Genomic DNA, 23,311 nt, shown 5'->3' with positions numbered 1-23,311 from the left:
GTTATGATTTTGAATCCAAAATTTCCGCTTTATTTACCAGGAGTAGAGAACAGTAATAATGATAATGTTTCTATCATTGGAGCCAGCCTCCGTGAAGATATGACCATCTTAGGCTATTTTGTTTCCAGTAACGGAGGTCTTGAGATAAAAATTCAGAATACGTATACAACTAAAGAGTATGCGTCATTTTCCGATATCCTGAGAAAATTTATTCAGGATAATCAGTTAAATAATGTACAGCGTTTGTCAATGGCTGTGCCAGGACCTGTCATCGAAGGAAAGAGCAGCCCGGCAAGATTGGGCTGGGATCTGGATATTGAAGAATACACCAGAGATTTCGGGTTCGAAAAAGGGGATATGCTGAACGATCTTGAAGCTTCTGCCTATGGAATGGGACTTCTTGAAGACAGCGATCTTGAACCTATCTATACCAGCGGACACCTTGAAAAAGGAAATGTTGCCATTTTGGCACCCGGAAACGGACTGGGAGAAGCCGGATATTTTTTTGACGGCCAATTTCTGAGACCGTTTGCTACGGAAGGAGGGCACTCGGAGTTTTCACCAAGAACCAATGTAGAAGTAGAATTCTACCAGTTTTTAAATAATATTTACGGTATCGTAAGCTGGGAAAATGTATTGTCCAAAACAGGTCTTTTCAATATTTACAGATTCCTGAGAGACGTTAAAAGACATCCGGAACCGGAATGGCTGGCTGAACGTCTGGCGGGAGGAAACTTTGTTCAGGAGCTGTATAAAGCTGCAGTAGAAGAAAATGTACTGATCTGCAGAATTGCACTGGATACTTTCCTGGAATTCCTGGCGAGAGAAGCTAATAACCTTGTCCTTAAGCTTAAAGCTACCGGAGGGCTGCTGATCTCAGGAGATATTCCACAGACGGTAAGAGAATACATAGACAAAACCAAGTTCTATGAGAAATTCAAGATCAGTGATAAGATGGAGGCTATGCTTAAAAACACCCCAATCTACCTGATCAAACAGAACCATACGGCATTAAAAGGAGCCGCATTGTACACTGCTTATTATCAAAATTAAAATAGACAACTCCGGATCATTTCCGGAGTTTTTTTATGGGATGATATTATTCATAAAAATAATTGTTCTTATTGATATACATCAATGAAATCTATCAGATAAGTTGGCTACATTTGCAATATTAAATAAGTAAATAACTTTATTCAAATGAAAAAAATATTTTTGTTAGCCGTTTTAGCTGGTGGTTTAGCTTTTGGACAGTCAAAGAAAGTGGTAACTTCTGATATCCACTGGTGGGGATACAAAGTCGCAAAATCTGAGGCAAGCTCTCACGACGGAACCATAAAAGTAAAATCCGGAGAAATGGTGATGAAAGGAAATCAGCTGGTAGGAGGAAGTTTTGTTTTGGATATGACTTCTATCAATGCAACAGACCTTTCCGGAGAATATCAGCAGAAACTGAACGGGCACCTTAAGAACGGTGACTTCTTTGAAGTTGAAAAATTCCCTACAGCTTCTTTCAAAATTACTTCCGTAAAGAAAAACAACGATAAAGTTTACAATTCATTAGTAACAGGAAACCTTACGGTGAAAGGAAAAACAAATGCTGTAAGCTTCCCTGCAAAAATTACCTACAGCAATGGAACAGTAAGTCTTGTTTCCAACAAATTCTCTTTCGACAGACAGAAATTTGATGTAGCGTACAAGTCTTCTATGCAGGATGTTTTTGTGAAAGATGATATTGATATGACCGTAAAGGTAACTGCTAAATAATTTAATCAAAAAAAGATTGTTAAAAGTGTAGAAGTTCTACACTTTTTTTTATTTTTGTTGAATTGTAAATAAAAAAGAATGAAAAGATTACTATTGTTTGCTATGATGTGCGTAAGTGTATCATTTGTTTTTGCCCAGAAGAAATTTGATAAGGTATCGAAAGTAACCTCATCAGAGATCAGATGGTGGGGATATAAAGTTGTAAAAACGGAAACTTCCTCCCATTCAGGAACGGTAAAGCTGAAAAGCGGGAAATTCAATTTCGATAAAACGGTTCTTGTAGACGGAGAGTTTATTATAGATATGAGAAGCATGATGGCGGGAGATGTCTCTGAAGAAGATCAGATCAAACTGACTAATGAGCTTAAAAGCACTAATTTCTTCGAGGTTAAGAAATTCCCGATCGCGAAATTTCACTTGACTAAAATTATTCCTTTAGCAAACAGCGAGTACAATTCAACAGTGTACGGAGATATTACCATTAAAGGGGTAAGAAAGACCATTACTTTCCCTGCCAATGTATATGTAACTCAGTTTACTGTAGTAATAGAATCTGCGAAGTTCTCTTTGAACAGAAGAGATTTCAAAGTATTCTACCAGTCTTCACTGAAAGATTACTTCATCAAGAACGAAATGGATTTCCAGTTCAGAGTTTCTACGGAAAAACTGGATAACGAAAACAGAGTTCCTGTAAAGAAAAAATAAACTTAAGAAATAACGATTGATAATGCAGAAAGAGTGGTTCTATGAACTGCTCTTTTTTTATTTTTGAGATGATCCTGAATGACACGAAATACTATGGCCCGGAATTGGCAGACCTTTGATTTTTTATCATGTTTTTTATAAATTAGCCGTATGAAAATTTACATAGTAAGCGGGCTTGGTGCCGATTTTAAAGTACTGGAAAGGCTGGAATTTCCCAAGCACTGTGAATTGATTTTTATAGACTGGCTCATCCCTGAAAAAAATGAACCTTTTGATTCTTATGTACAGAGAATGGCGGAGAAAGTAGATCCTTCTGAGCCTTTCTGTCTGTTAGGGTATTCCTTCGGGGGAATCATGGTTCAGGAGATCAATAAGCTGAAACCTGCTGAAAAAGTAGTGATCCTGGGAAGCATCAAATCAGATAAAGAAAAGTCCAGGTTTATCAGGACCGGGGAGGTTACAAAGATCCCGAGAATATTGCCGGTAGGTTTATTCAACGATAAAGCGGCCAATGTATATTCTGTGGTGAGAAAGCTTTTTGATCCTAAAAATCCTAAGATCCTTCAGTATTTCAAAGTAAGAGATCCTTACTATTTGAAATGGTCTGTAGAAAAGGTTTCAGAGTGGAAATTTGAAGAAAATCCAGAAGTAATCCAGATTCTGGGTGACAAAGATATTGTTTTTCCGATCCGCTATTCAAAACCGGATTATGTCATCAAAGGCGGAACCCATTTATTTCCTGCCACCAAACCCAAAGATGTTTCTAAAATATTAAATGAAATATTTGATGAAGTGATAGAGAATAATATTCATTAAAAGTCTTTATCGGTTCTCAAAGTTCTTGTTTTATGCATAGTTCATTAATATAAGATCAACTTTATTAGGATTTATCATGTATCTTTGTTTTTCGAGGAAAATGAAGAATCACTTATGGAATCAATATCGGTTTTTGAGATTATTAAAGTAGGAATAGGCCCGTCCAGTTCGCATACGATGGGGCCATGGAATGCGGCGTCTGCATTCATCAGAATTATAAAAAGAGAAAGATCAATAGCAGAAGTTAAAGAAGTTTTTCTTGAATTTTTTGGTTCACTGGCTAAAACAGGGATCGGGCACGGAACAGATATTGCCGGGATGCTTGGGCTAAATGGTGAAGATTTCAAGACCATTGATACTTCAAAAATTGATGAGAAAATAGACCATATCAAGACCACTCAAATCCTTAATCTGGGTGGTGAAAAAGAAATTCCATTTGTTTACGGCTATCATTTGGTTTTAAATATGCATAAATCCCTTGATTTTCATCCGAACGGAATGATCTTCAGGGCTGTTTTTGAAGACGGAACCGAGCTTGTTCAGGATTTTTATTCTGTAGGCGGAGGCTTTATTGCCAGCCAGGAAAAAAACTCAATACAAAAGCAGTGTATACGTACATTATATCCTTGCCATCATGGTTCGGATATTGTTAAGTACTGTGAAAAGCTGGGACTGAAAAGAATTTCGGATCTCATATTCATTAATGAGGAAAGCTGGAGGCCACAGGAGGAAACCAGACAGGAGGCTTTATACATCTGGCAGCAGATTAAAGAATGCATCTACAAAGGTGTGAATAAAGAAGGTATTCTTCCGGGAGGACTTAATGTTACGAGAAGAGCTGCGGGAATCAACAGAAAGCTTTTGGGAGAAGATAAAATCTACAAAAACCTTGATGAATGGTTTAAGCTGGTGGTAGATGCAGAAGAAAACTTTACCAATATCAATAAATGGATTGCCTGCTTTGCCCTTGCCGTGAATGAAGAAAATGCCAGCTTCGGAAGGATCATTACTGCTCCTACCAACGGGGCCAGTGGTGTTATTCCGGCTGTGCTGATGTATTCTCAGGCATTTACAGATTTTATCAGTGAGGATGATATTGTGAGATTTATCCTGGTTGCCGGGGAAATCGGAACATTATTTAAAAAGAATGCAACAATCTCAGCAGCGATGGGAGGTTGTCAGGCTGAAATCGGGGTTTCATCTGCTATGGCGGCCGCAGGACTTACCGAAATTCTGGGAGGAAGTGTGGGACAGGTACTGATGGCGGCAGAAATTGCGATGGAACATCACCTTGGACTTACCTGCGATCCGATCAAAGGTCTGGTGCAGATTCCGTGTATCGAAAGAAATACAATGGGAGCGATTAAAGCCATTACAGCAGCTAATATTGCCCTGGAAAGTGATCCTACGAAAGCAAAAGTTACCCTGGATGAAGTAATCCAGACGATGTGGGAAACCGCCTTATCAATGAGTGACCGTTTTAAGGAAACCTCAGAAGGCGGGCTGGCCATTGCGGTGAATGTACCGGAATGTTAATAGAAAGCATATCGTTTAAAATATAAAATCCTTGGACATGATTTCGTCCAAGGATTTTTTTATTCTGAATAGATTAATATGTATAACCACTATTTAAAAACGTCGGGTTACTTTTTATTAAAGAGATAAGTGTTTTTTCCCTGCATCAGTTTCAGCTGGCTGTTTTCAGGAATGAATACAATCGTAATGCCAGCTTCATCAAACTTGTATTTGTTTTTTTCTGTATAAGTCAGTGGGAACTCTGGTTGCCCGGATCCTTGGGCATATAAAGTTCCGTCTTTGGTGAAGACTTTCAGATCCAGAGGAGCTTCTTTTGAAGTATAGCTGCCTGAATACAGATCTGTTTCCGAGGTCTTTTTATCCTCTTCAAACTGAGGAAACTGATAATCCTGTCCGTAAAGGATATTTAAAATCCCAATATAAAGGTTGTTGTGCACGAAACGCTCTCCATTTATCGTAATGGCGAAAGCAAGCTTATCTGTAGGTTCATAACTCAGCATAGAGTGGCTGCCGTAGGTATCACCGCCATGTCCATAAGAAATAATATTGTAGAACGGCGGCTTCATAATTCCGGTTCCAAACATCAACTCTTTCTTATTGGAGGTCATCATATCCAACGTTTCCTTTTTAATAAACTTTCCATTAAACAGAGCATCGATGAAGGTATTCATATCTTCTGTGGTAGAAACAATATCTCCTACACCAATACAGTTTCTGAAATCAAAATCCGGGATTTCTTCCCAGTTGTCATTGGTGAATTTATAAGGCTTGAAGATATTTTGAGGGTTATCCATTACTGAAAAAGTATATTTCATATCCGCTTTTTCAATAATGTTTTGTTTTAAGATCTCATGATAGGGCTTTCCATTATATAATTTTTCAAGAATCCTGCTTAAAAGGAAATAGGCAGAATTGGAATATTTAATCCCCTTTCCGGGCTGAAAATGAAGTCCCTGATCTTTGATAGCAGTGATAATAGCTTTATCTCCAACAGCTTTTCCTATAAGCCAGCCCTCTGCTCCAGCAGAGATATAATTTCCAAGTCCGCTGGTATGGTTCAGCATCTGACGGATGGTGATGTTTTTGGAATTGGCAATCTCGGGATAGAATTTAGAAAGTTTTTCATTAAGGTCCAGCCTTCCTTTTTCTACAAGCTGCATAAGTAGTACTGACGTGAAAAGTTTACTGATAGAACCGATATGATACTGTGTATTTTTGTCATACGTGATATTTTTTACCTGCTGCTGGCCAAAATCCTTATGATATTCCTGAATCCCATTTCTGAAAATAGACACACTTCCGATTCCCTGATTTTTCTGAGCGATATAATCCAGAAATTTATTAAGCTTTTCAGCATTGATGGCTTTTCCTTTAAGATAAGAGATGTTCTTGCCTTTGGATGAATTAGGATCACGGGAAAAATGTAAAGGGATGGTTTTGCCGTTTTGAATGAAGATGCCCTCAAAAAGATCGTTTTGAAAAGTACCTTTATAAGTAGCATTGATTTTCTTTATTTCAAAGTTCAGTTCATTATTGATGAAAGAAGTACGGTCAACGTTGATGTCATCTTTACTTTGCTGAGGGCTGTTAAGGAGTGAAGTATACCCGTCCGCCGTTTTTTTAATCTTTAAAATAACTGGTAATTTCTTAATCTGAAGATCGACTTCACCATACCAGGTTCCTTCAATTTGGGCATAACAAAGCTGTGCTAAAAAAACAAGCACTAATAATAATTTGGTTTTCATAAGGTTATAAGTATTTAGCAGTTAAGATCTGACAGACAATGATCATGATGAGCGATACCACTCCGAAAAGAACGATGTGCTGCCATTTTTTTAAGTTGGTGGCTGTTTTAAAGCCATTGTAATACACGGTAATGCTGTAGATAAGAACAGCGATGACAAAGGATGCCATAGACATCATGACTATAAAATCGAATACGGGGAATGCTCCTGTAGGATTAGTCTGATAACTGATCATATGTTCCTGAGCCTTATCAATATATGGAATTTGGGAGACAGCCTGTAAAACAACGAGTGCCATCTGGGATATTAAGACCGTATTGACGATGTCTATAAATCGCGTTTTGCCGTTCAGTATTTTACCCAGAATAAAGAGTATCAATATCGCCAAAGCAAAGCTTGTAAGGGTAGGAATGGCTACGGCCTGTAGGGAAGTTTTTTCCAGACTATTGATTTTATAGATGCTGCTGAAGAAACTATCCGTCCAATATCCGGTCAAAATTGCTGCTACCACGGTCAAAATTCCGGCTACGAGAATCTGCTTATCATCAAATCTTTCAAAAGGATTGAAAATGGTTTTCCAGTTCATAACAATCGGTTTAGGAATTAGTTTTTAGCTGTTCGACTTTGGTGATAAGATCATCCATTTTATTTCTCATGGTAGGGTAGGACAATCCGGCTTGTTTGGCCATTTCCTTGATACTTCCGCTGGAAAGAAAAAAGTTGAGGATAAACTCCTGCTCTTCACGGTTGAGTTTAAGTAGTACTGGAAGTTCGTATTCGCCACTTACCTCTGTTTGGCAGCTGGGGCATTTCATCCGGCTTACATTTAAAGTATGCTCGCAACTCGGGCAGATAATAGGGAGCTTCATGAATTATTTTTTTACGAAAGTAATAATAATTTTAATAAAATTAAAGTATTTTTTAACTTTATTAAAATTTAATATTGAAATATAAAAGATTGAAGCCAAAAAATAAAGGACAAATCTTTGAATTTACAAGCTTGCCCTTTAATGATTTTTCCATAGATTATCTCAATATTCCCCTGATTCTGTTGGCGTTACTGATCAGTTCTTCCAGGTATTCATAATTCTCCTTTTCCAATGCAGATTTGAATTTTCTGAGCTGTGTAATGTGTTCATTCAGAACATCCAGAACATTTTCTTTGTTTTGTTTAAAGATCGGAACCCACATTTCAGGATGGGATTTTGCAAGACGTACGGTACTGGAAAATCCTGAACTGGCAAGCTGAAAGATGGTTTCTTCTTCACGTTCTTTTTCAAGCACGGTATTGGCCAGCGCATAAGATGTAATGTGAGAAATATGGGAAATATAAGCGGTATGAATATCGTGGTCTTTTGCATCCATGTAAATCATATGCATATCAAGCGCTTCAACTATTTTCTCAACAGTTTCCAGAGCGTCATTCGCAGATTCTTCTTTATTGCAGATTACTCCGGCTTTGCCTGAAAAACTTTCAGCAATGGCAGATTTCGGACCATTATTTTCGGTACCCCACATTGGGTGGAAGGCTACAAATCTTGAGCGTTTCGGATGATTTTTAACTGCATTCACAATTCCTGCTTTTGTAGAACCTGCATCCATTACCGTCTGATGATCTGAGATGAGGTCCAGAACACCTGGCAGCAGCTTCCGGGCTGCATCCACAGGGACAGCTATAATAATCAGGTCCGAATTTCTAACGCCCTGTTCCAGATCTGCTCCTTCATCAATGATTTTCAGCTCGAGTGCTTCATTAATGTGCTGCTGGTTATGATCAATTCCGTAAATAAAGCTGGCGATTCCTTTTTCTCTTAACTTCAATGCCATTGAACCTCCAATCAGTCCCGCGCCTATAATACTTATTTTCATCGTTTAAATTTTAAAATAAAAAAACCCCGTCCAGGACGAGGTTTTAAGTTATGTTCATAAGAATCCCTATCCCAGATCTGAGGCAAAAATTCTATAATAATATGTTTCGTTGTTGAAATTCACAAAGCGAAGGTATAAAATATTTTTCAAATCTGGAATATTTTTTTATGTATTGCTGTGCAAAAATCTGGGTCATCTGTAAAATCTGTTGAGAAAAAAATACCGTAAACATCTGTGAAATTTGAGGAATCTGTGGGAAATTATTTTAACCACAACAGACACAAAAGATTTTTACACTTTAGTGATTTCTAAGTTTAAAGAAGTTCACATAAGAGTTTTTAAAAATCTGTAGAATGCGAGATGAATATATTCGCAAAGATCTGTGAGATCTGCGGGAAATAATCACATCAAATCAAACTTTATAGATTTTAAAATCAGCATATATTGAAAACCAATAAAAGTTTAGGAGAAGTATAAAATCTGCGCTACCATCATGGAAAATTAGTCTATTCGTGGCAATAAAAAATAATTAAGGCATCCATAGAAATAAATCTTCCGGTTTTACATCTGTTAACTTAGTATATAGCAGAGCAGAAGTTTTTACTAGCTTTGCATAAACCAATACGGGACTTTCTGTATCGAAACACATCAAAATATGAAAAACAGTATTTTCTACGGATTATTGATAACAGCCGGAAGCTTCAGCCTGATGCATGCGGAAGAATATACTGAAAGGGCAGTATGGAAAATGTCAATCCATTCAGATACAGCAAAAATCAAAGAAGCCTTCAACGAAAATGATATTGAACGTAATGAATATTTGAAAGACCGCCTGAAACCTATCCGCTCCAATTTCAAAAGAATTAATTCCATCAAGAAATGGACAACAGTTCAAAAAAGAGATATAGAAGGAGAATCTGCTGAAGGCGGAGAGGCCTTATTTTATGAACAGAAAGGAAAAATTGAAAAGATTACGGCAAGATTATATGGAGAAATGGGGCAGCTATTTATCGAATATTATCTCCTGGATGGAAAACTGTCATTTGTTTTCGAAAAAAATTATCATTACAACCGCCCGCTGTATTATAATGAAAAAGCGATGAAAGAAAATAATGATACGGAAGTCTTTGATTTTAAGAAATCAAAAATAACCGAAAGCCGTAATTATTTTGAAAAGGGTAACCTCATCTATATCATAAACACTGAAAGTCGTGGAACATCGTTCAGCAGTGAATATATTTCTGAAGAACAAAAACGGATTTCTGAGTTATATGAGAAACTTCTGAAACTAAGGGATTAATGTAACAGTCTGAGAATATAACAATGGGTTTTAAGAAGTATCATTCCTGGTTTGAGAAAATCAAAGAATTGGTAAACTGCTACATTGTTAAATTGTTACATTGATTATATCCTTACATTTTTTCAGCAAGTTTTATCCGTTCTTCCACTTCGTGGATCCTTTTAATCCAGTAGTCAATTCCCTCATGATTGCTTACTCCCTGCTTTTCCGCATTGGATTTTACAACGGATAATTGATGCCAGTTTCGTTGGTAGTCTTTTATGCGTTCTTCTTTACTCTCTGGCTCTGTCCTGTTTCTCCAGAAAACCAAAGATTCTTCATAGCCGGAACGAATCTGTTTCAGGTAAGAAATAGTGGTTTCTTTATCATTGGGAATATATCCGGGGCCGGAACATCCACAGGAATGAAAAGTAATTCCTACCGTATACAAACTGCGTATATGCTGCCACTTTTTATCGTCATTTTTTGGAGGAGATTTAAAATCCTTGCCCATACTGGCCATAAGTTCGCCGCATTCCGGGCATCTGGCTTCCGTAGAAGTTTCTGCATCCCTGTCTACATCTTTCAGGAGACGACGTTTAAAGGTTTTCTGACAGCTGAAACATGCGTAATGCGGTTTGTAGGCTATCATGGCATATTGGCACATATTAATCTATTTTATCGGGGTTACTTCTTCATTATAGCTGATTCCCATAATACTGCTGGCACTTCGGGGATCATAAACGGACCAGACATTTCCCCACGAAAAATGAAACGTACACTGCGGGTAAGGTGTTTTGCTTTTGCGGGTAGGGGGTATTTCAAGGATTTTGGACAGGAACTTATTATTCCGGTAGAATACCTGCATTTCTTTTTCTTCAGTCCATTCATCCCAGGTTTTAGCATCCTTCTCTTCCCAGGTATTCATGTGAATACTTTCCAGACGGTCTTCCAGGAAGCAGAGTTGAAAACTGAGTTGGGAGCATTCAACAGAGATGGCATTAAAATAATACCAGAAGTATCCCGTTTTCACATCCCACATATTATGATAGCGGGATTTATAAAAGTCAGTCTGCTGCAGATGTGCCAGCAGCATCCTCCTCTGCAGGAAGGTATTGAATGCTGCCAGCTCTACAGTTCCGTTTTCAGTATTGATCAGCATATATTGTTTTGGAACGATAAATATAGCTGTTTTTAATCACAATACTGAATCCGGAAGATATGGACTAATGAACTGTTCTGTTTTATGGATTGGAAATAATCAATGTTGAAGGAATATCCGACAGCCACAGACTTTTCGTATCAATCAGGTTTTTCCAGCTTTTGCTGCTGATCAGCATCAGGTCCTGGCCATTCAGAAATTCTTTCTCTATCTTTTTTTCGTTGTATAAAGTGATGTGGTTAGGAGCAACCTGTTCAATGCTTCTGATCAGTTCTTTTACCTCGATATTGTTGCGGATCTGCCCTGCAGCATCCAAGATAATGATCTGAGAATTGTTATTGTTGATCAGTCTTTTAGCATATTCCAGAAGGTAAAAATCGCTGAGGTTAAAGATCGGAACAAAAACCTTATCGGCAGAAGTAAAATCTTTTTCTACCATGATTCCCACCGGAATATTGGTTTTGTCCAGAATCTGTAGCGTAAAATCGTCAAAAGGAGAGTTGTTGAAAATATTTCCTTTGCCTTTTACCGTGTTCAGAAGCTTTTCAGGGTTAATGATCTTTGTGGTAAAACCAAGCAGTCTTCCCAGAAGGCTTCCTTCATACATCGATTTGCCCAGCATAATCAGGAGAAGGTCATAATTTCCTTTATTGGAAATACTGGTAAGGTCATGTTCTATATCGGTGGAAGCTTTGAAAAGAGTGGTGACTTCCAGTTTCAGGTCATGTGAGGTTTCAATGACATTTTTGAACTGGGCTTCTTCATATTCATTAATATCATAGGCATGCATTTCGTCAACCGGAGCAATATTCATAGCCGTAATGCTCTTATTGCCGTTCATTTTATGGGTAAAGTCGTGAGCTAATTTCAGAAGAGTGCTTCCGGATTCAGGTTTATCAAATGACAGCAATACGCGGTATTTTGCTTCGTTTTTGTCATGGGTTTCTTCGTCCGTATTTTTTTTAGATTTAAAAACAAAATTGATGAAATCAAGGGCCGGCCCGGTCATAAATGTTGTAAACAAAGCCATAATCACAAGCATGGCAAAGATCTCAGGGCCTAAAACGCCCAGATCATATCCTATGTTCAGGACAATGAGCTCCATCAATCCTCTGGTATTCATCAGGGCACCAATCGTCAAGCTTTCTTTCCAGTTGATCCCTACAAATCTGGCGGTCAGGGCACTTCCTGCAAATTTCCCGACTACGGCAGTCAGAATAATCAATCCTGCCGTCATCCACAGATGGCTGTCGTTCAGAAGCCCAATCTGTGTACGGAGGCCTGTAAATACAAAGAACAGTGGAAGAAGAAGCACTAAGGCCACATCTTCAACTTTATCAATGAAAAGAGTACGGAATTTAGCATTTTCAGGCATAATGGCTCCGGCCATAAAAGCTCCGAATAAAGCATGAATACCAATTACTTCAGTAGCATAGGAAGAAAGAATAAGAGTCAGGAAGAAAATGGCCACCATAGGTTTGCTGATGGTATTTTTTCCGGCTTGAAGATCTCCGACTCTTTTCAGGAAAGGTCTTACAAGTTTAATCATTAAAAATACATAAGCAATGGCCATGATGATCACGTAAATGGAACTCGTAAAAGATCCTGCCTTTACAATGGCTATTACCGCTGCAAGGATACACCATGCTGTAATATCATCTGCCGCGGCACAGGTAATCACAATGGTTCCCAACTTGGTTTTCTGAAGATTTCTCTCCTGAACGATCCTCGCCAGTACCGGAAAAGCGGTAATACTCATTGAAATGGCTATAAATAAGGCAAATGATGTAAACTGAATGCCATCCGGTGAAAATTCCTGGTAAATAAAATAGGAAAGCCCGATCCCCAAAGCAAAAGGAATGATAATACTGGCATGGCTGATGACTACTGCATCATGTGCTTTTTTTCTCAATACGCTCAGGTCCAGTTCCATACCTACAATATACATGAAGAGGATAAGGCCTATCTGACTGAGAAACTGAAGATTACCTAATGATTCTTTAGGAAAAAGAAAAGCTGAGAATTCCGGGAAATACATCCCTAAAAGGGAAGGTCCCAGAACAATTCCGGCAATCATTTCACCGATTACGCTGGGCTGTTTGATCTTCATGCAAATCCATCCGAAAAGTCTTGCTACCATAATAATAGTGACAATCTGGGCAAGAAGAAGAGCCAGCGGATGGTGAAGATTAGCTTTGAAAGACTCCTGGAAATTATCCCATGTAGAGCCTGTGTTTGTTTTCGTAACAATATTTTCCTTGATTTCCAACGTCTGACCTTCTATGATGAAAAAGTACATCAGACAGGAAAAAAAGGCTATAGTTGCGATATAAAAAATTAAATTTCTGTATTTCCCCCAATTCATGATTCCAATATTTTAATGCAAAGTTGATAAGAATATATTGATGTTAGATACGCTTCTTTTGAAAATGTAATGAATGTTCCAAAAAATGTAATAAAATCTATTTGATCTCAGTTCGGGATAAGGATTTCTGATTAATACCGCTTTGAAGCTGGGAGCTGGAAGAGGGAAGTTATGAAGGTTATCAATAATAAATGTTGATCTTTTTTAAGGTAATCTACTTTCCAAAGAGTTCCATTAATGAATTTTTATAGGCTTCTCCAATTGGCAGCTTTAGAAAATGATCTCCCTCAGTAGGAATGGTTGTAATAATTTCGTTGGTGGAAAATACTTTGATAGAAGAGAGTGCAATAATTTCTTTTTTATTGATCTGAGCGAAGTCTTTGGCAGGAAGCATTTCCAGCAGGGTTTTAAAGCTGAGGTTTTTCAGAACGATTGCCGTTCCGTCATTCAGGATGATGTCTTTATCCCGGCTGTCGATCTCAGAGGTTTTGATGTAGGCGATCTGTTCCGTAAAGATGACGGTTTTTCCGATATTGGTATTCCATTCTATAAAATCCTTTTTAAGAGGTACAGAGATGAGTTCTTTTGCTTTTTCAAAGGCCTGGATCAGTCTTTCTTTTTTGATAGGTTTCCTTACGTAATCTACCACATTCAGGTCAAAAGCTTCCGCAGCATATTCCTTGTAAGCGGTGGTGAAAATGATCTTTTTGGAATCGGAAATCAGCTCGGCTACCTGAAGCCCCGTCATTCCGGGCATTTCAATATCCAGAATACAGAGATTGCAGTCGATGCTGCTAATTTCATTTAAAAATACCTTAGGATCAATGAATGCTTTTACCACTTCTACATGATCAATCTGTTCACACAGGAGTTTCAGATAGCTGATGGCCAGCAGTTCATCATCAAGAATAACGCATTTTATCATGGAATTCGCCTAAATTGATTTTTAATTCTGCGGTGAAGATACCATTTTTTGAACTTTTTTCAAGCTGATAAAAATTGCTGTAGATCATTTTCAGCCTTTGATCCAGAGACTGGCTTCCAAAGCCGCTCTTTTCTTTTTCCAATATATTTTTTAAAGATGCTTTATTACTGACTTTCATCGTGAAAATCCGGTTTTCAAGCTCCAGAGAGATCGAAATGAAAGAATCCTGTGCCAGAAAATCAGTATGTTTGAATGCATTTTCAATAAGGTCCACAGAAATCAGCGGGGCAAAAACTTTCTCTTCATATACCGCATCAGACTTGTTGATCCTGGATTTGATCCTGAAATCAAAAAGAGGATTGATTTTGATCTTATTGATCTCAATGAGACTCAATGCGAAATTAAGTTCTTCTTTCGGGCTGACGAATTTGTTGTTGCTTTCGTATAAAATATAATCCAGAACATTCGCCAGTTTATCCAGAGACATATATGTTTGATAGGCATGTGACTGAACGGAATTGAGGATGTTTTTAAACAGATGCGGATTCAGCTTGGTGCCGATATGCTCCAGTTGAACCTCATTCAGCTTCTGTTCAATAAGTTTATTCGTTTCAGAAAGTCTTGTATTTCGCTGTTTGATCTTGCTGTTTTGGCTGAACAGATAAATGCTTACGGTCAGGAAAAAGAAAATAGCAAATACTCCAATGAATATCAGATAATCGTGGATCATGTAGTAATTGCCTTCCATAAATAGTTATTTAGCGTAATGCAAAATTAAAAAAGTTAGGCTTACTATGTGAAAGAATAAAGATGACTTTTTCCTGTCCGGAAGTTGTTTTCTGCCGTTTAAAGAATAGTTATCTAAGTTTTTTCAGACTGTTCAGCGTAGCATTTTCCTCACATTTTTCAAAAGTGATCTCGTATACGGGGTTCTTTTCAGGATAGGTCAGGACATAATCAGGACAGGGTTTTTTCTGTGCGTGGCTTCTGTCAAAATCAACCTTTCCTTTGGTAATGATGCTGTCTTTGATAAACTTTTCGTCAATCTTATAAGTACTCATTTCGGTCTTAAAGTTCTCAGAATAATTGAAATCTTTGGACAGAGTTTCTGCAATAACACGGCTGTTAGGCAGATAGCCGCTGCAGCTTGCTCCTTTTTTGTTTAATATAAAAAATACGATAACGAGCCCCGGAACAAGGCCTATCAGGTAGAATTTCAGTTTTTTCATTAGAAAATTAAAAGATTGATATCGTGGTAAGTCAGTCCGAAACGGTCACAGATGATCTTTTTCGTATGCCTTCCTTTGTACATGTATAAACTCTGCTTCATTTCATTTTTGCGGATCAGCATATTTTCAAAACCGCCTTCTTCATCATAATTAAGAATATAGGAAAGGAAGAAATTGGAGATCGCTTTCGTGGTGGTTCTCGGCATTCTTGAGGTAAGATTCGGAAGTCCGCAGTGGATGACACCGTGTTTGATGATATAAGGATCTTCCATCGTTGTAAGCTCAGAAGTTTCAATGACCTTACCGTTGTCAATAGTAATATCAATAATGACGCTGCCCTTCTTCATATTCATTACCATATCTTCTGTAACAATAGGCGTCATATTCAGTCTTGGAAGGGCCCCGATTACTACATCGGCACGTCTTAAGCTTTTGCTGAGTTCTTTAGGATCAATGATAGAAGTTGGAACGCGGCTGTCAACAAGGGTATGAAGTCTTCTCAGTTTTGAAAGGGAATTATCAAAAACCCTCACGCTGGCGCCGAGTCCGATGGCTGCTTTGGTAGCAAATTCACCCACGATTCCGGCTCCTAAAATAACCACTTCCGCAGGTCTTACTCCAGTAATTCCTCCCAGCATTAAACCGTTTGAAAGGGCAAGCAGTTCCGATGCATATAAAATAGAGACGGTTCCTGCAATTTCGCCAACCAGTCGTACTAAAGCCAGCTGTTTATATTCGTCTACAATAAATTCAAAAGCAATGGCATTGATCTTTTTCTCTGCAAGCTTTAAGAAATAATCTTTATCTCTCAGGTTGATCTGAAGTGCTGAAACCAGATACGTATTAGGTTTCATATAATCAATTTCATCCTCAGTAGGAGGATTGATTTTTAAAATAAGATCCTGTCCGAATGCTTCCTTTGGATCATTGGTAACCCTTGCTCCGGATTCAGAATACTGAAGATCTGTAAAAAAAGAGCCTTCTCCGGCACCGGCTTCTATAATAATTTCGTGGCCGTGTTCTACCAATACCTGTACCGCGTCCGGAGTAATGCAGGTTCTCCTCTCATTAAGACAGGTTTCTTTAGGAATCCCAATACTGAATTGTTTCCCTTTTTTTATAACCTCCAGTTTTTCCTCTTTCGGCATCAGCTCTTCTTCAGTGAAAGGAGTAAAAATATTTGTAGTACTCATTCTTTAAATTAAATTAGGTCTTACAGATCGTTATTTTACCATTGAATTAATAAGCAAAGATACACAATATTTAATCGAATGTGATTTCTCTTTCATCACCTGTATTGATGATGCTCATTGTGTGATAATTAAGCCCGTAAAGCTCTTCTTCATACACTTCCGGCCACTCAATAATGCACAGAAAAGCATTGTCCAGATACTCCTCGATGCCAATATCGTACACTTCTTCAATATTCTTCAGACGGTACAGGTCAAAATGATACACTTTTCCTTTTGGGGTGTTGTATTCATTCACGATGGAGTAGGTTGGAGAATTAACCTCATCATTACTTCCCAGATTTTTAAGCAGAAACTGAGTGAAAGTGGTTTTTCCTGCTCCCAGATTTCCCTTTAAAAGAAAGATGTTATGCTTTAATTCCGGGACAATGGTTTCAACAATTTTCTGCCAGTCTTCAATGGTATGTATGGTGTAATTCATGATGGATTTAAATTTAAAAATACAGGTTAACCCGACACTGCAAATTTAATTCTAAATTACCAGCAAAACAAAAACCGGCCTGAAAATACTTCAGACCGGTTCTCCGATGAAAAGTTGTAAAATTATTTTTTAATCACTTTATGGATTAGTTGCCTCGTGTTACTTTTTGGGAAGTTTTTTTTCTTCAAACTAAATATTTAATTTTACACTATGATTTCCAAGCAGACCATAGATAAAATTTTCTCAACGATACGGGTAGAAGAAATAGTAGGAGAGTATGTTCAGTTGAAGAGAGCTGGGTCTAACTTCAAAGGGCTCAGTCCTTTTCACGATGAAAAGACCCCGAGTTTTGTAGTTTCTGCCAGTAAACAGATCTGGAAAGATTTCTCTACCGGAAAAGGAGGGACAGCTATTTCTTTCCTGATGGAGATCGAAAATTTCACTTATCCTGAAGCGCTTCGCCATGCTGCGAAAAAATACGGAATTGAGATTGAAGAAGATCAGCGTGAATTTTCCGAAGAAGCTAAAAATGCCCAGTCTGAAAGAGACCAGCTGTATAAGATCCATGAAGTGGCCAATGCCTATTTTCAGGATATACTCTGGGATTCTGATGAAGGAAAAAGCATTGGTCTATCTTATTTCAGAGAGCGTGAATTAAAAGATGATACGATCCGGAAATTCCAGCTGGGATATTCACCGGAAAAGAAAAATGCGTTTACGGCCTATGCGCTGGAAAAAGGATATACCAAAGAGATTCTTGAAAAATCCGGACTATCCATTTTTCCGGAAAATACACCCGCAGGGGTTGACCGTTTCCGGGAAAGGGTTATTTTCCCTATTCACAGCTTTTCAGGAAGGGTACTGGGATTTGGCGCCAGGATTTTAAAGAATAACGTTAAAACCGCCAAATACCTCAACTCCCCTGAAACTGAGATTTACCACAAATCCAATGTTCTTTACGGACTGAATCAGAGTAAGCAGGCTATTTCAAGGAAAAACGTCTGCCTTTTGGTGGAAGGATATATGGATGTGATCTCGCTTCATATGTCTGGAATAGAGAATGTAGTGGCAAGTTCCGGAACTTCTCTGACGACTGAGCAGATCAAGCTTATCAAAAGGCTTACGGAAAACGTAACGATCCTCTTTGATGGGGATAATGCCGGGATTAAAGCCAGTTTCCGAAGTATTGATATGCTTCTGACAGAAGGAATGAACATCAGGGTACTTTTGTTTCCGGAAGGAGATGATCCCGATTCTTTTGCCAGAAAGCATCCGCAGGATTATGTAGAAAAGTTCATTGAAAACGAAGCGATGGATTTCATCGATTTCAAAGCTGAGATCCTGCTGAAAGATGCCGGAAATGATCCCATCAAAAAAGCCGAAGCCATCCGGAACATCGTAAAATCAGTTTCCTTTGTACAGAATGCGCTGAAAAGAGAGGTCTATCTGAAAGAGGTTTCCAATAAATTCGGATTATCTGAGCAAAGTTTGTTCAACGAATTGGATGTGCAGAAACAGATTTCCCAGAATCAGAACCAACATGTTCAGCAACAGAAAGAAAAGGTGGTTCCCAAAATGGAGATTGTACCTCTGGATGAAGAAAGAGGTGATCCTTTCCTTTTTGATGTTTTGTTTATGGAAAATAAACTGGTGGATCATATGCTGATGTTTGGTGATATTGTTTTAAAAAGGAAAGACGAAAAAAACGAAGAATATCAGATCACAGTGATTGAAGAAATTCTTCATCATTTCGAAGATGAACACTACGAATTTCTGGTAAAAGGCAATGAGATCATCATTAATCAGGTGAGGGAAGGCATTCAGAAAGACGAGCTGAGAAGCGGAAACTTTTTTGTTTCTTTTATGGATGAAGAAATCACCTCTAAAGTTGTAGATGCCCTGATGCCTCTTGATGATCTTGAAAACTGGGCTTCCAGAAATATTTATCCTCCCAATTACGGCGACAAAATTGCTGATCAGGTAAGAGGTGATATCCTGCTTCACAAATACAGGTACATTGATTATTTAATAAAAGAAACGGCTAATGAACTTGATCATTTCAGCAGTACAGATGAAACAAAATATTTTGAACTCATCAAAAAAATTACTTTACTGAAACAGGCTTCAATGAAGTTAAGTGAAATCATAGAATATTCTCCGATCAAAGGAATTTACGGAAACCGCAGAAAATAATAGGAGTAGCAGATTATAGAATATACAACTGGCATTCTGTGACAAAAAGTCCTATAAATTTTTAGGAATAAAAGTTGTAATTTAAACTTTGAAAAAATAGTATAATAATACATAATAGAAATATGGACATTAAAAAAGAATTCAGAGATTTCTCTGTAAAACATTTAGGAAATAACGGTCTGGTTACCGATCAGTATATGGGAATGTATGGTCCAACCAATCTTACGCCATATATTATGGAAGAAAGAAGATTAAACGTTGCCCAGATGGACGTTTTTTCACGTCTGATGATGGACAGAATTATTTTCCTGGGAACAGGGATTGATGACCAGGTGGCCAACATCGTGACAGCACAGCTTTTATTCCTGGAAAGTGCAGATCCTTCAAAAGATATTCAGATCTATATCAACTCGCCGGGCGGAAGCGTTTATGCAGGGTTAGGAATCTACGATACCATGCAGATCATCAAGCCGGATGTAGCAACAATCTGTACCGGAATGGCTGCTTCTATGGGAGCTGTTCTTCTGGTTGCCGGAGAGAAAGGTAAGCGTTCTGCGCTTAAGCACTCAAGAGTAATGATTCACCAGCCTTCAGGAGGTGCACAGGGAGTAGCTTCTGATATGGAAATCAACCTTAGAGAAATGTTGAAATTAAAGCAGGAGCTTTATGAAATTATCGGTCACCACTCAGGACAAACTTACGAATGGGTAGAGAAATCTTCTGACAGAGATTACTGGATGACTTCTGAAGAAGCTAAAGGCTACGGAATGGTAGATGAGGTTTTACAGAGATCTACAGAGAAAAAATAATTTTCCCTTAAAGGATAAATGAAAACGCACCCATCCGGTGCGTTTTTTTGTTTTATATCGTTGAATTTTGATGTTTTGTGCTGTTTTCTAAACCTAACAGGTCTCCGAGACCTGTTAGGTTTTTGTTAAGCGCACTCACGTTATTTTTTGATAAGCTTATGAACCGTAGTATTTTTTGAAGTTTTAATCTCCATCAAATAAACACCGGATTGCATAGACTGAATATCAATTTTTGAAGCTTTCGAAGTAAGAACTTTCTGTCCGGAAACCGAATAAATATTGATTTCTTTTATATCATCTGCTGTTTCTATCTGAATAAAATCACTTGCCGGATTCGGATAAATTCTGAATGCCTTCTTCTGAGCATCAGAAACACCTAAAACTTCCTGTGATGCTTCGGTAGGGGTAAACGGTAATCTTTGTCCAAAGCTTAAACCTAGCCATTCGTTATTGCTCAGTTGAGTTGGTGACAAAGAAGTCTGGCTTCTCCATGCTGAAAGATCTTTTCCTTTGAAAAGCTTCCAGGTATTTGTTCCTGAAGGTATTCCTGAATGATTGTTTAAAGATAAAGAGGCGATCTGCCCTCCATTTGAAGTGAAATTGAAATAGGAAGCGTGAGCCTGAATTTGTTGAAGAGCCTGTTTAGCAGTAATGCTTCCGTTATATTTGATTCCGAAAACAAAAGAATGGGCAGAACCATTTGAATTGTTGGTACCAAAATCAATAATCACAAGGCTTGAATTGCTTCCTGTTCCGATCCAGTTGGTGATCTGTGAGGTAGTATACCAGGCAGAATTGTAAGCGGCAACAGGAGGGGATGGATGGGAGAGTGGAGGTGTATTATCGGTAAACCCATATCCAAAAGAGGCCCCGTACCATTTACCGTTGACGAGCGGATCTCCGTTCACGCCGTTATTAAGTGTCATATTTTCAGCAGAAGGCCCTGACCATGTAGACCAGTAATCATCCGGACTTGGTACGTGATGGTTATAATTCAGGCTGTAAAGGAATCCGGACGGAATCTCCACTTCTATTTTAGGTTCTGCAGCTGCAATAGCTCCGATGAGGTCTTCCATGGTAAGATCATCCGAGTCAAAACGGTATCCCCAGGCATAGGAGGAAGGATTGTCATCATCATTGAAGTCAGCAATGAAATAGGCTTTTTTAGAACCGGTTCCTACCCAGAATTTAATGTCGTTTTCGGTAAACTGGGCCGACAGGAGCTGCATACAAAGCAGCAGGAAAAAAAAGTAGATTTTTTTCATGATATAATTAAATTAAAAGTTTTATTCCCGAAACTTTCCCTCAGAAAAAAGAAATGAATGACTTCAAATACTCTGTCTCTGATGAATATGGGGTAAGGCAGGTCTCCTGGCTTGCATCAGAAATACGCCTTCCCGGATTTTGATCCAGTGGCACAGTGTACTCCTGTTTAAACAGCTTACAGTTGCGGGTACAGCCCAAGAATTGAATATTCTTCTCACTTGGTTCCCTTTTAATGAACAATGGTTCAGCCTTAAACCGTTACAAATATAGGGTGTACATTTTTGATGTCGTTTTGTGAATTATTTTGAATTTTTACACTTTGTTTGATAGTTTAAGGATGTTTGGGATGATGATTTTTAGATTTAATAAAGAATTGGTGAGTTTGGATTTTATTCTGATATTTTTTCTGTTTAAAATAAATTAACCTTAGGAGCTTTATTGTTAAAGTATATTTATTCTTGTATTCAAGATCAGTTTACAATTGTTGTCTATTTTCGCTGCCATAAAAGTAAACATGAAAAAACTGCTGATCTCTGCTTTGGCGCTTATTGCTATGGCATCATGTAAAGATGATGACAATGTAAGCAGCCAGGATATTAATTATTCTAAACTTCCTCAGGAATTTCCTTTTTCCAAACTGGCTACCATAAATGGGGTAGATGTGATTAACGGAGGTTTTGGTTCGGGTGCAGCAGCCCATCCAAGCAGAAAAGGTGAGTTCTATCTTATCACAGACCGTGGTCCCAATACTGATTATCTGAACGGGAAAAAATTTCCGGCTCCGGATTTCACTCCAACCATTATGCATTTTAAGATCAATGCTGATGGAAATATCGAGGTCATTAAATACATTAAACTGAAAAATCCTTCCGGTCAACCGATCACTGGGCTTCCAAATCCTGCGGGGATGGGAAGTACAGGCGAGACCGCTTACGATGTAAACGGAAATGTTTTAGGAACGGATAATTACGGTCTGGACAGTGAGAGTATTGTAGCTGCTGCGGACGGTACTTTCTGGGTTTCTGATGAATATGGACCGCATATTGTCCATTACAGTGCAGAAGGAGTGGAAATGGAAAGGATAAGCCCAATAGGCGTTAATACGGGACCGAGAAAACTGCCAGCTGTTTTAGCCAAAAGGAGAGCAAATAGAGGAATGGAAGGACTTTGTATTACTCCGGACGGGAAAACACTGGTAGGAACCATTCAATCAACGATGTATGTTCCTACAAAAGCCCTGGCTACCAATACCACTTTAACCAGAATTGTAACTTTCGATATTGCCACAGGGAAAACAAAACAGTTTTTATATAAACAGGACGGAGGAACTTCGGATTCTGTCTGTGACATAACAGCGATCAGTAACACGGAATTTCTTGTCATCGAAAGAGACGGAAACTTTGGTTCGCAGGGCGGTGTGAAGAAAGTATACAGGATCAGTCTCTCAGATGCTTCTGATGTAAACGGATCTGATGTTGCTGCTGTAGATGGAATGAAGATCAACAACAAAACGCTGGAACAAAGCACATGGAATGAAATTACCATCGCAGGAATAAAGCCCGTAACCAAAACACTAGCCGTAGACTTGGTTGCCAAACTAGGCTATGAACATGATAAGTTTGAAGGGATTGTTTATCTGGGAAATAATAAACTTGCTGTTTTCAATGATGATGATTTCGGAATCCTAGATGACGGAAACGGAAACCCAAAAGCCAAAATTCTTCCTAAAACCGGGAAAGTAGACAAAGGAACGATGTATATAGTCGATATTCAATAATTAGATTTTTTTAAAAGAAAACGGCGGAATCGAAGATTCCGCCGTTTTTGTTGTTGTATATTGGGTGTAGTTCAATAGAAATGATATTATAATTATTTCCCCGCAGATCCCACAAATTTCACAGATATTATCTGCTGTTTTTACACCATTTGATCTGGTTAATCATAAATCAATTCAATAGAAAAGGGCTTTATCCT

Annotated in this window: 22 protein-coding genes and 1 riboswitch; of the genes, 9 read left to right on the top strand and 13 right to left on the bottom strand. The window is 38.3% G+C overall.

The genetic code is table 11. From position 1 onward, the window contains the following. Positions 1-3 precede the first annotated feature (3 nt). The 5 genes from FW768_RS08155 (at position 4) to FW768_RS08135 (ending at position 4,824) form a co-directional block, all read left to right on the top strand. Positions 4-1,053 carry a glucokinase gene (locus FW768_RS08155; protein ID WP_153394444.1) on the top strand — a complete coding sequence of 350 codons (1,050 nt, stop codon included), beginning with the start codon at positions 4-6 and terminating at the stop codon, positions 1,051-1,053. Between the two features lie 147 nt (positions 1,054-1,200). After that, complete coding sequence (locus tag FW768_RS08150) at positions 1,201-1,767, top strand: YceI family protein (RefSeq protein WP_153394442.1); 567 nt, start codon at positions 1,201-1,203, stop codon at positions 1,765-1,767. A gap of 78 nt (positions 1,768-1,845) precedes the next feature. After that, entirely contained in the window at positions 1,846-2,472 is a 627-nt protein-coding gene (locus FW768_RS08145) for a YceI family protein (protein WP_153394440.1), read from the top strand. A 150-nt stretch (positions 2,473-2,622) separates the two neighbouring features. After that, positions 2,623-3,288, top strand: a complete 666-nt coding sequence (locus FW768_RS08140; protein ID WP_153394438.1) for an alpha/beta hydrolase — start codon at positions 2,623-2,625, stop codon at positions 3,286-3,288. A 114-nt stretch (positions 3,289-3,402) separates the two neighbouring features. After that, the gene (locus tag FW768_RS08135) at positions 3,403-4,824 is read left to right on the top strand and encodes an L-serine ammonia-lyase (RefSeq protein WP_153394436.1); all 1,422 of its coding nucleotides are present in this window, start codon (positions 3,403-3,405) and stop codon (positions 4,822-4,824) included. Between the two features lie 107 nt (positions 4,825-4,931). Here the strand turns inward: FW768_RS08135 and FW768_RS08130 are convergent, their stop codons facing one another. The 4 genes from FW768_RS08130 to FW768_RS08115 all read right to left on the bottom strand — a co-directional run bounded on the left by FW768_RS08130 (position 4,932) and on the right by FW768_RS08115 (position 8,438). Further along, complete coding sequence (locus tag FW768_RS08130) at positions 4,932-6,569, bottom strand: serine hydrolase domain-containing protein (RefSeq protein WP_153394434.1); 1,638 nt, start codon at positions 6,567-6,569, stop codon at positions 4,932-4,934. Positions 6,570-6,573: 4 nt separating this feature from the next. Continuing rightward, complete coding sequence (locus FW768_RS08125; protein WP_153394432.1) at positions 6,574-7,155, bottom strand: YIP1 family protein; 582 nt, start codon at positions 7,153-7,155, stop codon at positions 6,574-6,576. A 10-nt stretch (positions 7,156-7,165) separates the two neighbouring features. Further along, positions 7,166-7,438: a DUF2089 family protein gene (locus FW768_RS08120; protein WP_153394430.1), complete on the bottom strand. Its 273-nt coding sequence runs from the start codon at positions 7,436-7,438 to the stop codon at positions 7,166-7,168. A 157-nt stretch (positions 7,439-7,595) separates the two neighbouring features. Continuing rightward, positions 7,596-8,438, bottom strand: coding sequence for a prephenate dehydrogenase (locus FW768_RS08115; RefSeq protein ID WP_153394429.1), 843 nt, complete (start codon positions 8,436-8,438; stop codon positions 7,596-7,598). Positions 8,439-9,093: 655 nt separating this feature from the next. On the opposite strand from FW768_RS08115, the gene FW768_RS08110 reads away from it, so the two are divergent. Next, positions 9,094-9,738 (top strand): hypothetical protein, encoded by a 645-nt coding sequence (locus FW768_RS08110; RefSeq protein ID WP_153394427.1) that lies wholly within the window; start codon positions 9,094-9,096, stop codon positions 9,736-9,738. A gap of 112 nt (positions 9,739-9,850) precedes the next feature. On the opposite strand, the gene FW768_RS08105 is transcribed toward FW768_RS08110, so the two are convergent. The 8 genes from FW768_RS08105 to tsaE all read right to left on the bottom strand — a co-directional run bounded on the left by FW768_RS08105 (position 9,851) and on the right by tsaE (position 17,069). Next, complete coding sequence (locus FW768_RS08105) at positions 9,851-10,384, bottom strand: hypothetical protein (RefSeq protein WP_153394425.1); 534 nt, start codon at positions 10,382-10,384, stop codon at positions 9,851-9,853. 6 nt (positions 10,385-10,390) lie between these two features. Further along, positions 10,391-10,879 (bottom strand): hypothetical protein, encoded by a 489-nt coding sequence (locus tag FW768_RS08100; RefSeq protein WP_153394423.1) that lies wholly within the window; start codon positions 10,877-10,879, stop codon positions 10,391-10,393. 82 nt (positions 10,880-10,961) lie between these two features. Continuing rightward, positions 10,962-13,244, bottom strand: coding sequence for a cation:proton antiporter (locus tag FW768_RS08095; protein ID WP_153394421.1), 2,283 nt, complete (start codon positions 13,242-13,244; stop codon positions 10,962-10,964). Between the two features lie 214 nt (positions 13,245-13,458). After that, positions 13,459-14,169: a LytR/AlgR family response regulator transcription factor gene (locus FW768_RS08090; RefSeq protein ID WP_153394419.1), complete on the bottom strand. Its 711-nt coding sequence runs from the start codon at positions 14,167-14,169 to the stop codon at positions 13,459-13,461. Next, positions 14,147-14,917, bottom strand: coding sequence for a histidine kinase (locus tag FW768_RS08085; RefSeq protein WP_153394417.1), 771 nt, complete (start codon positions 14,915-14,917; stop codon positions 14,147-14,149). The genes FW768_RS08090 and FW768_RS08085 overlap by 23 nt, the downstream gene beginning before the upstream one ends. 109 nt (positions 14,918-15,026) lie before the next feature. Beyond that, entirely contained in the window at positions 15,027-15,398 is a 372-nt protein-coding gene (locus FW768_RS08080; RefSeq protein ID WP_153394415.1) for a hypothetical protein, read from the bottom strand. Then, positions 15,398-16,591 (bottom strand): alanine dehydrogenase, encoded by a 1,194-nt coding sequence (locus FW768_RS08075; protein ID WP_153394414.1) that lies wholly within the window; start codon positions 16,589-16,591, stop codon positions 15,398-15,400. The genes FW768_RS08080 and FW768_RS08075 overlap by 1 nt, the downstream gene beginning before the upstream one ends. Positions 16,592-16,661: 70 nt before the next feature. Next, complete coding sequence (gene tsaE, locus FW768_RS08070; protein WP_153394411.1) at positions 16,662-17,069, bottom strand: tRNA (adenosine(37)-N6)-threonylcarbamoyltransferase complex ATPase subunit type 1 TsaE; 408 nt, start codon at positions 17,067-17,069, stop codon at positions 16,662-16,664. A gap of 210 nt (positions 17,070-17,279) precedes the next feature. On the opposite strand from tsaE, the gene dnaG reads away from it, so the two are divergent. Together dnaG and clpP are read left to right on the top strand one after the other, a co-directional pair. Beyond that, positions 17,280-19,262 carry a DNA primase gene (dnaG, locus tag FW768_RS08065; RefSeq protein ID WP_153394409.1) on the top strand — a complete coding sequence of 661 codons (1,983 nt, stop codon included), beginning with the start codon at positions 17,280-17,282 and terminating at the stop codon, positions 19,260-19,262. 122 nt (positions 19,263-19,384) lie between these two features. After that, complete coding sequence (gene clpP / locus FW768_RS08060; RefSeq protein WP_027373257.1) at positions 19,385-20,071, top strand: ATP-dependent Clp endopeptidase proteolytic subunit ClpP; 687 nt, start codon at positions 19,385-19,387, stop codon at positions 20,069-20,071. Positions 20,072-20,211: 140 nt separating this feature from the next. Here the strand turns inward: clpP and FW768_RS08055 are convergent, their stop codons facing one another. Continuing rightward, complete coding sequence (locus tag FW768_RS08055; protein ID WP_153394407.1) at positions 20,212-21,336, bottom strand: T9SS type A sorting domain-containing protein; 1,125 nt, start codon at positions 21,334-21,336, stop codon at positions 20,212-20,214. Positions 21,337-21,415: 79 nt separating this feature from the next. After that, positions 21,416-21,605: riboswitch (cobalamin riboswitch) on the bottom strand. Between the two features lie 246 nt (positions 21,606-21,851). Here FW768_RS08055 and FW768_RS08050 point away from each other — a divergent pair. Beyond that, positions 21,852-23,114 (top strand): esterase-like activity of phytase family protein, encoded by a 1,263-nt coding sequence (locus tag FW768_RS08050; protein WP_153394405.1) that lies wholly within the window; start codon positions 21,852-21,854, stop codon positions 23,112-23,114. The last annotated feature ends 197 nt before the right edge of the window (positions 23,115-23,311 follow it).

Source organism: Chryseobacterium vaccae (assembly GCF_009602705.1).
GTDB classification, from domain to species: Bacteria; Bacteroidota; Bacteroidia; order Flavobacteriales; family Weeksellaceae; genus Chryseobacterium; species Chryseobacterium vaccae.
The sequence above is the reverse complement of the archived record's forward strand: the minus strand, read 5'-3'. Positions and strand labels throughout refer to the sequence as shown.

Excerpts from the sequence above, each read along its gene's own strand:
- FW768_RS08155 (WP_153394444.1), top strand. The coding sequence starts at position 4 with ATGATTTTGAATCCAAAATTTCCGCTTTATTTACCAGGAGTAGAGAAC.
- FW768_RS08150 (WP_153394442.1), top strand. The coding sequence starts at position 1,201 with ATGAAAAAAATATTTTTGTTAGCCGTTTTAGCTGGTGGTTTAGCTTTT.
- FW768_RS08145 (WP_153394440.1), top strand. The coding sequence starts at position 1,846 with ATGAAAAGATTACTATTGTTTGCTATGATGTGCGTAAGTGTATCATTT.
- FW768_RS08140 (WP_153394438.1), top strand. The coding sequence starts at position 2,623 with ATGAAAATTTACATAGTAAGCGGGCTTGGTGCCGATTTTAAAGTACTG.
- FW768_RS08135 (WP_153394436.1), top strand. The coding sequence starts at position 3,403 with ATGGAATCAATATCGGTTTTTGAGATTATTAAAGTAGGAATAGGCCCG.
- FW768_RS08130 (WP_153394434.1), bottom strand. The coding sequence starts at position 6,569 with ATGAAAACCAAATTATTATTAGTGCTTGTTTTTTTAGCACAGCTTTGT.
- FW768_RS08125 (WP_153394432.1), bottom strand. The coding sequence starts at position 7,155 with ATGAACTGGAAAACCATTTTCAATCCTTTTGAAAGATTTGATGATAAG.
- FW768_RS08120 (WP_153394430.1), bottom strand. The coding sequence starts at position 7,438 with ATGAAGCTCCCTATTATCTGCCCGAGTTGCGAGCATACTTTAAATGTA.
- FW768_RS08115 (WP_153394429.1), bottom strand. The coding sequence starts at position 8,438 with ATGAAAATAAGTATTATAGGCGCGGGACTGATTGGAGGTTCAATGGCA.
- FW768_RS08110 (WP_153394427.1), top strand. The coding sequence starts at position 9,094 with ATGAAAAACAGTATTTTCTACGGATTATTGATAACAGCCGGAAGCTTC.
- FW768_RS08105 (WP_153394425.1), bottom strand. The coding sequence starts at position 10,384 with ATGTGCCAATATGCCATGATAGCCTACAAACCGCATTACGCATGTTTC.
- FW768_RS08100 (WP_153394423.1), bottom strand. The coding sequence starts at position 10,879 with ATGCTGATCAATACTGAAAACGGAACTGTAGAGCTGGCAGCATTCAAT.
- FW768_RS08095 (WP_153394421.1), bottom strand. The coding sequence starts at position 13,244 with ATGAATTGGGGGAAATACAGAAATTTAATTTTTTATATCGCAACTATA.
- FW768_RS08090 (WP_153394419.1), bottom strand. The coding sequence starts at position 14,169 with ATGATAAAATGCGTTATTCTTGATGATGAACTGCTGGCCATCAGCTAT.
- FW768_RS08085 (WP_153394417.1), bottom strand. The coding sequence starts at position 14,917 with ATGGAAGGCAATTACTACATGATCCACGATTATCTGATATTCATTGGA.
- FW768_RS08080 (WP_153394415.1), bottom strand. The coding sequence starts at position 15,398 with ATGAAAAAACTGAAATTCTACCTGATAGGCCTTGTTCCGGGGCTCGTT.
- FW768_RS08075 (WP_153394414.1), bottom strand. The coding sequence starts at position 16,591 with ATGAGTACTACAAATATTTTTACTCCTTTCACTGAAGAAGAGCTGATG.
- tsaE (WP_153394411.1), bottom strand. The coding sequence starts at position 17,069 with ATGAATTACACCATACATACCATTGAAGACTGGCAGAAAATTGTTGAA.
- dnaG (WP_153394409.1), top strand. The coding sequence starts at position 17,280 with ATGATTTCCAAGCAGACCATAGATAAAATTTTCTCAACGATACGGGTA.
- clpP (WP_027373257.1), top strand. The coding sequence starts at position 19,385 with ATGGACATTAAAAAAGAATTCAGAGATTTCTCTGTAAAACATTTAGGA.
- FW768_RS08055 (WP_153394407.1), bottom strand. The coding sequence starts at position 21,336 with ATGAAAAAAATCTACTTTTTTTTCCTGCTGCTTTGTATGCAGCTCCTG.
- FW768_RS08050 (WP_153394405.1), top strand. The coding sequence starts at position 21,852 with ATGAAAAAACTGCTGATCTCTGCTTTGGCGCTTATTGCTATGGCATCA.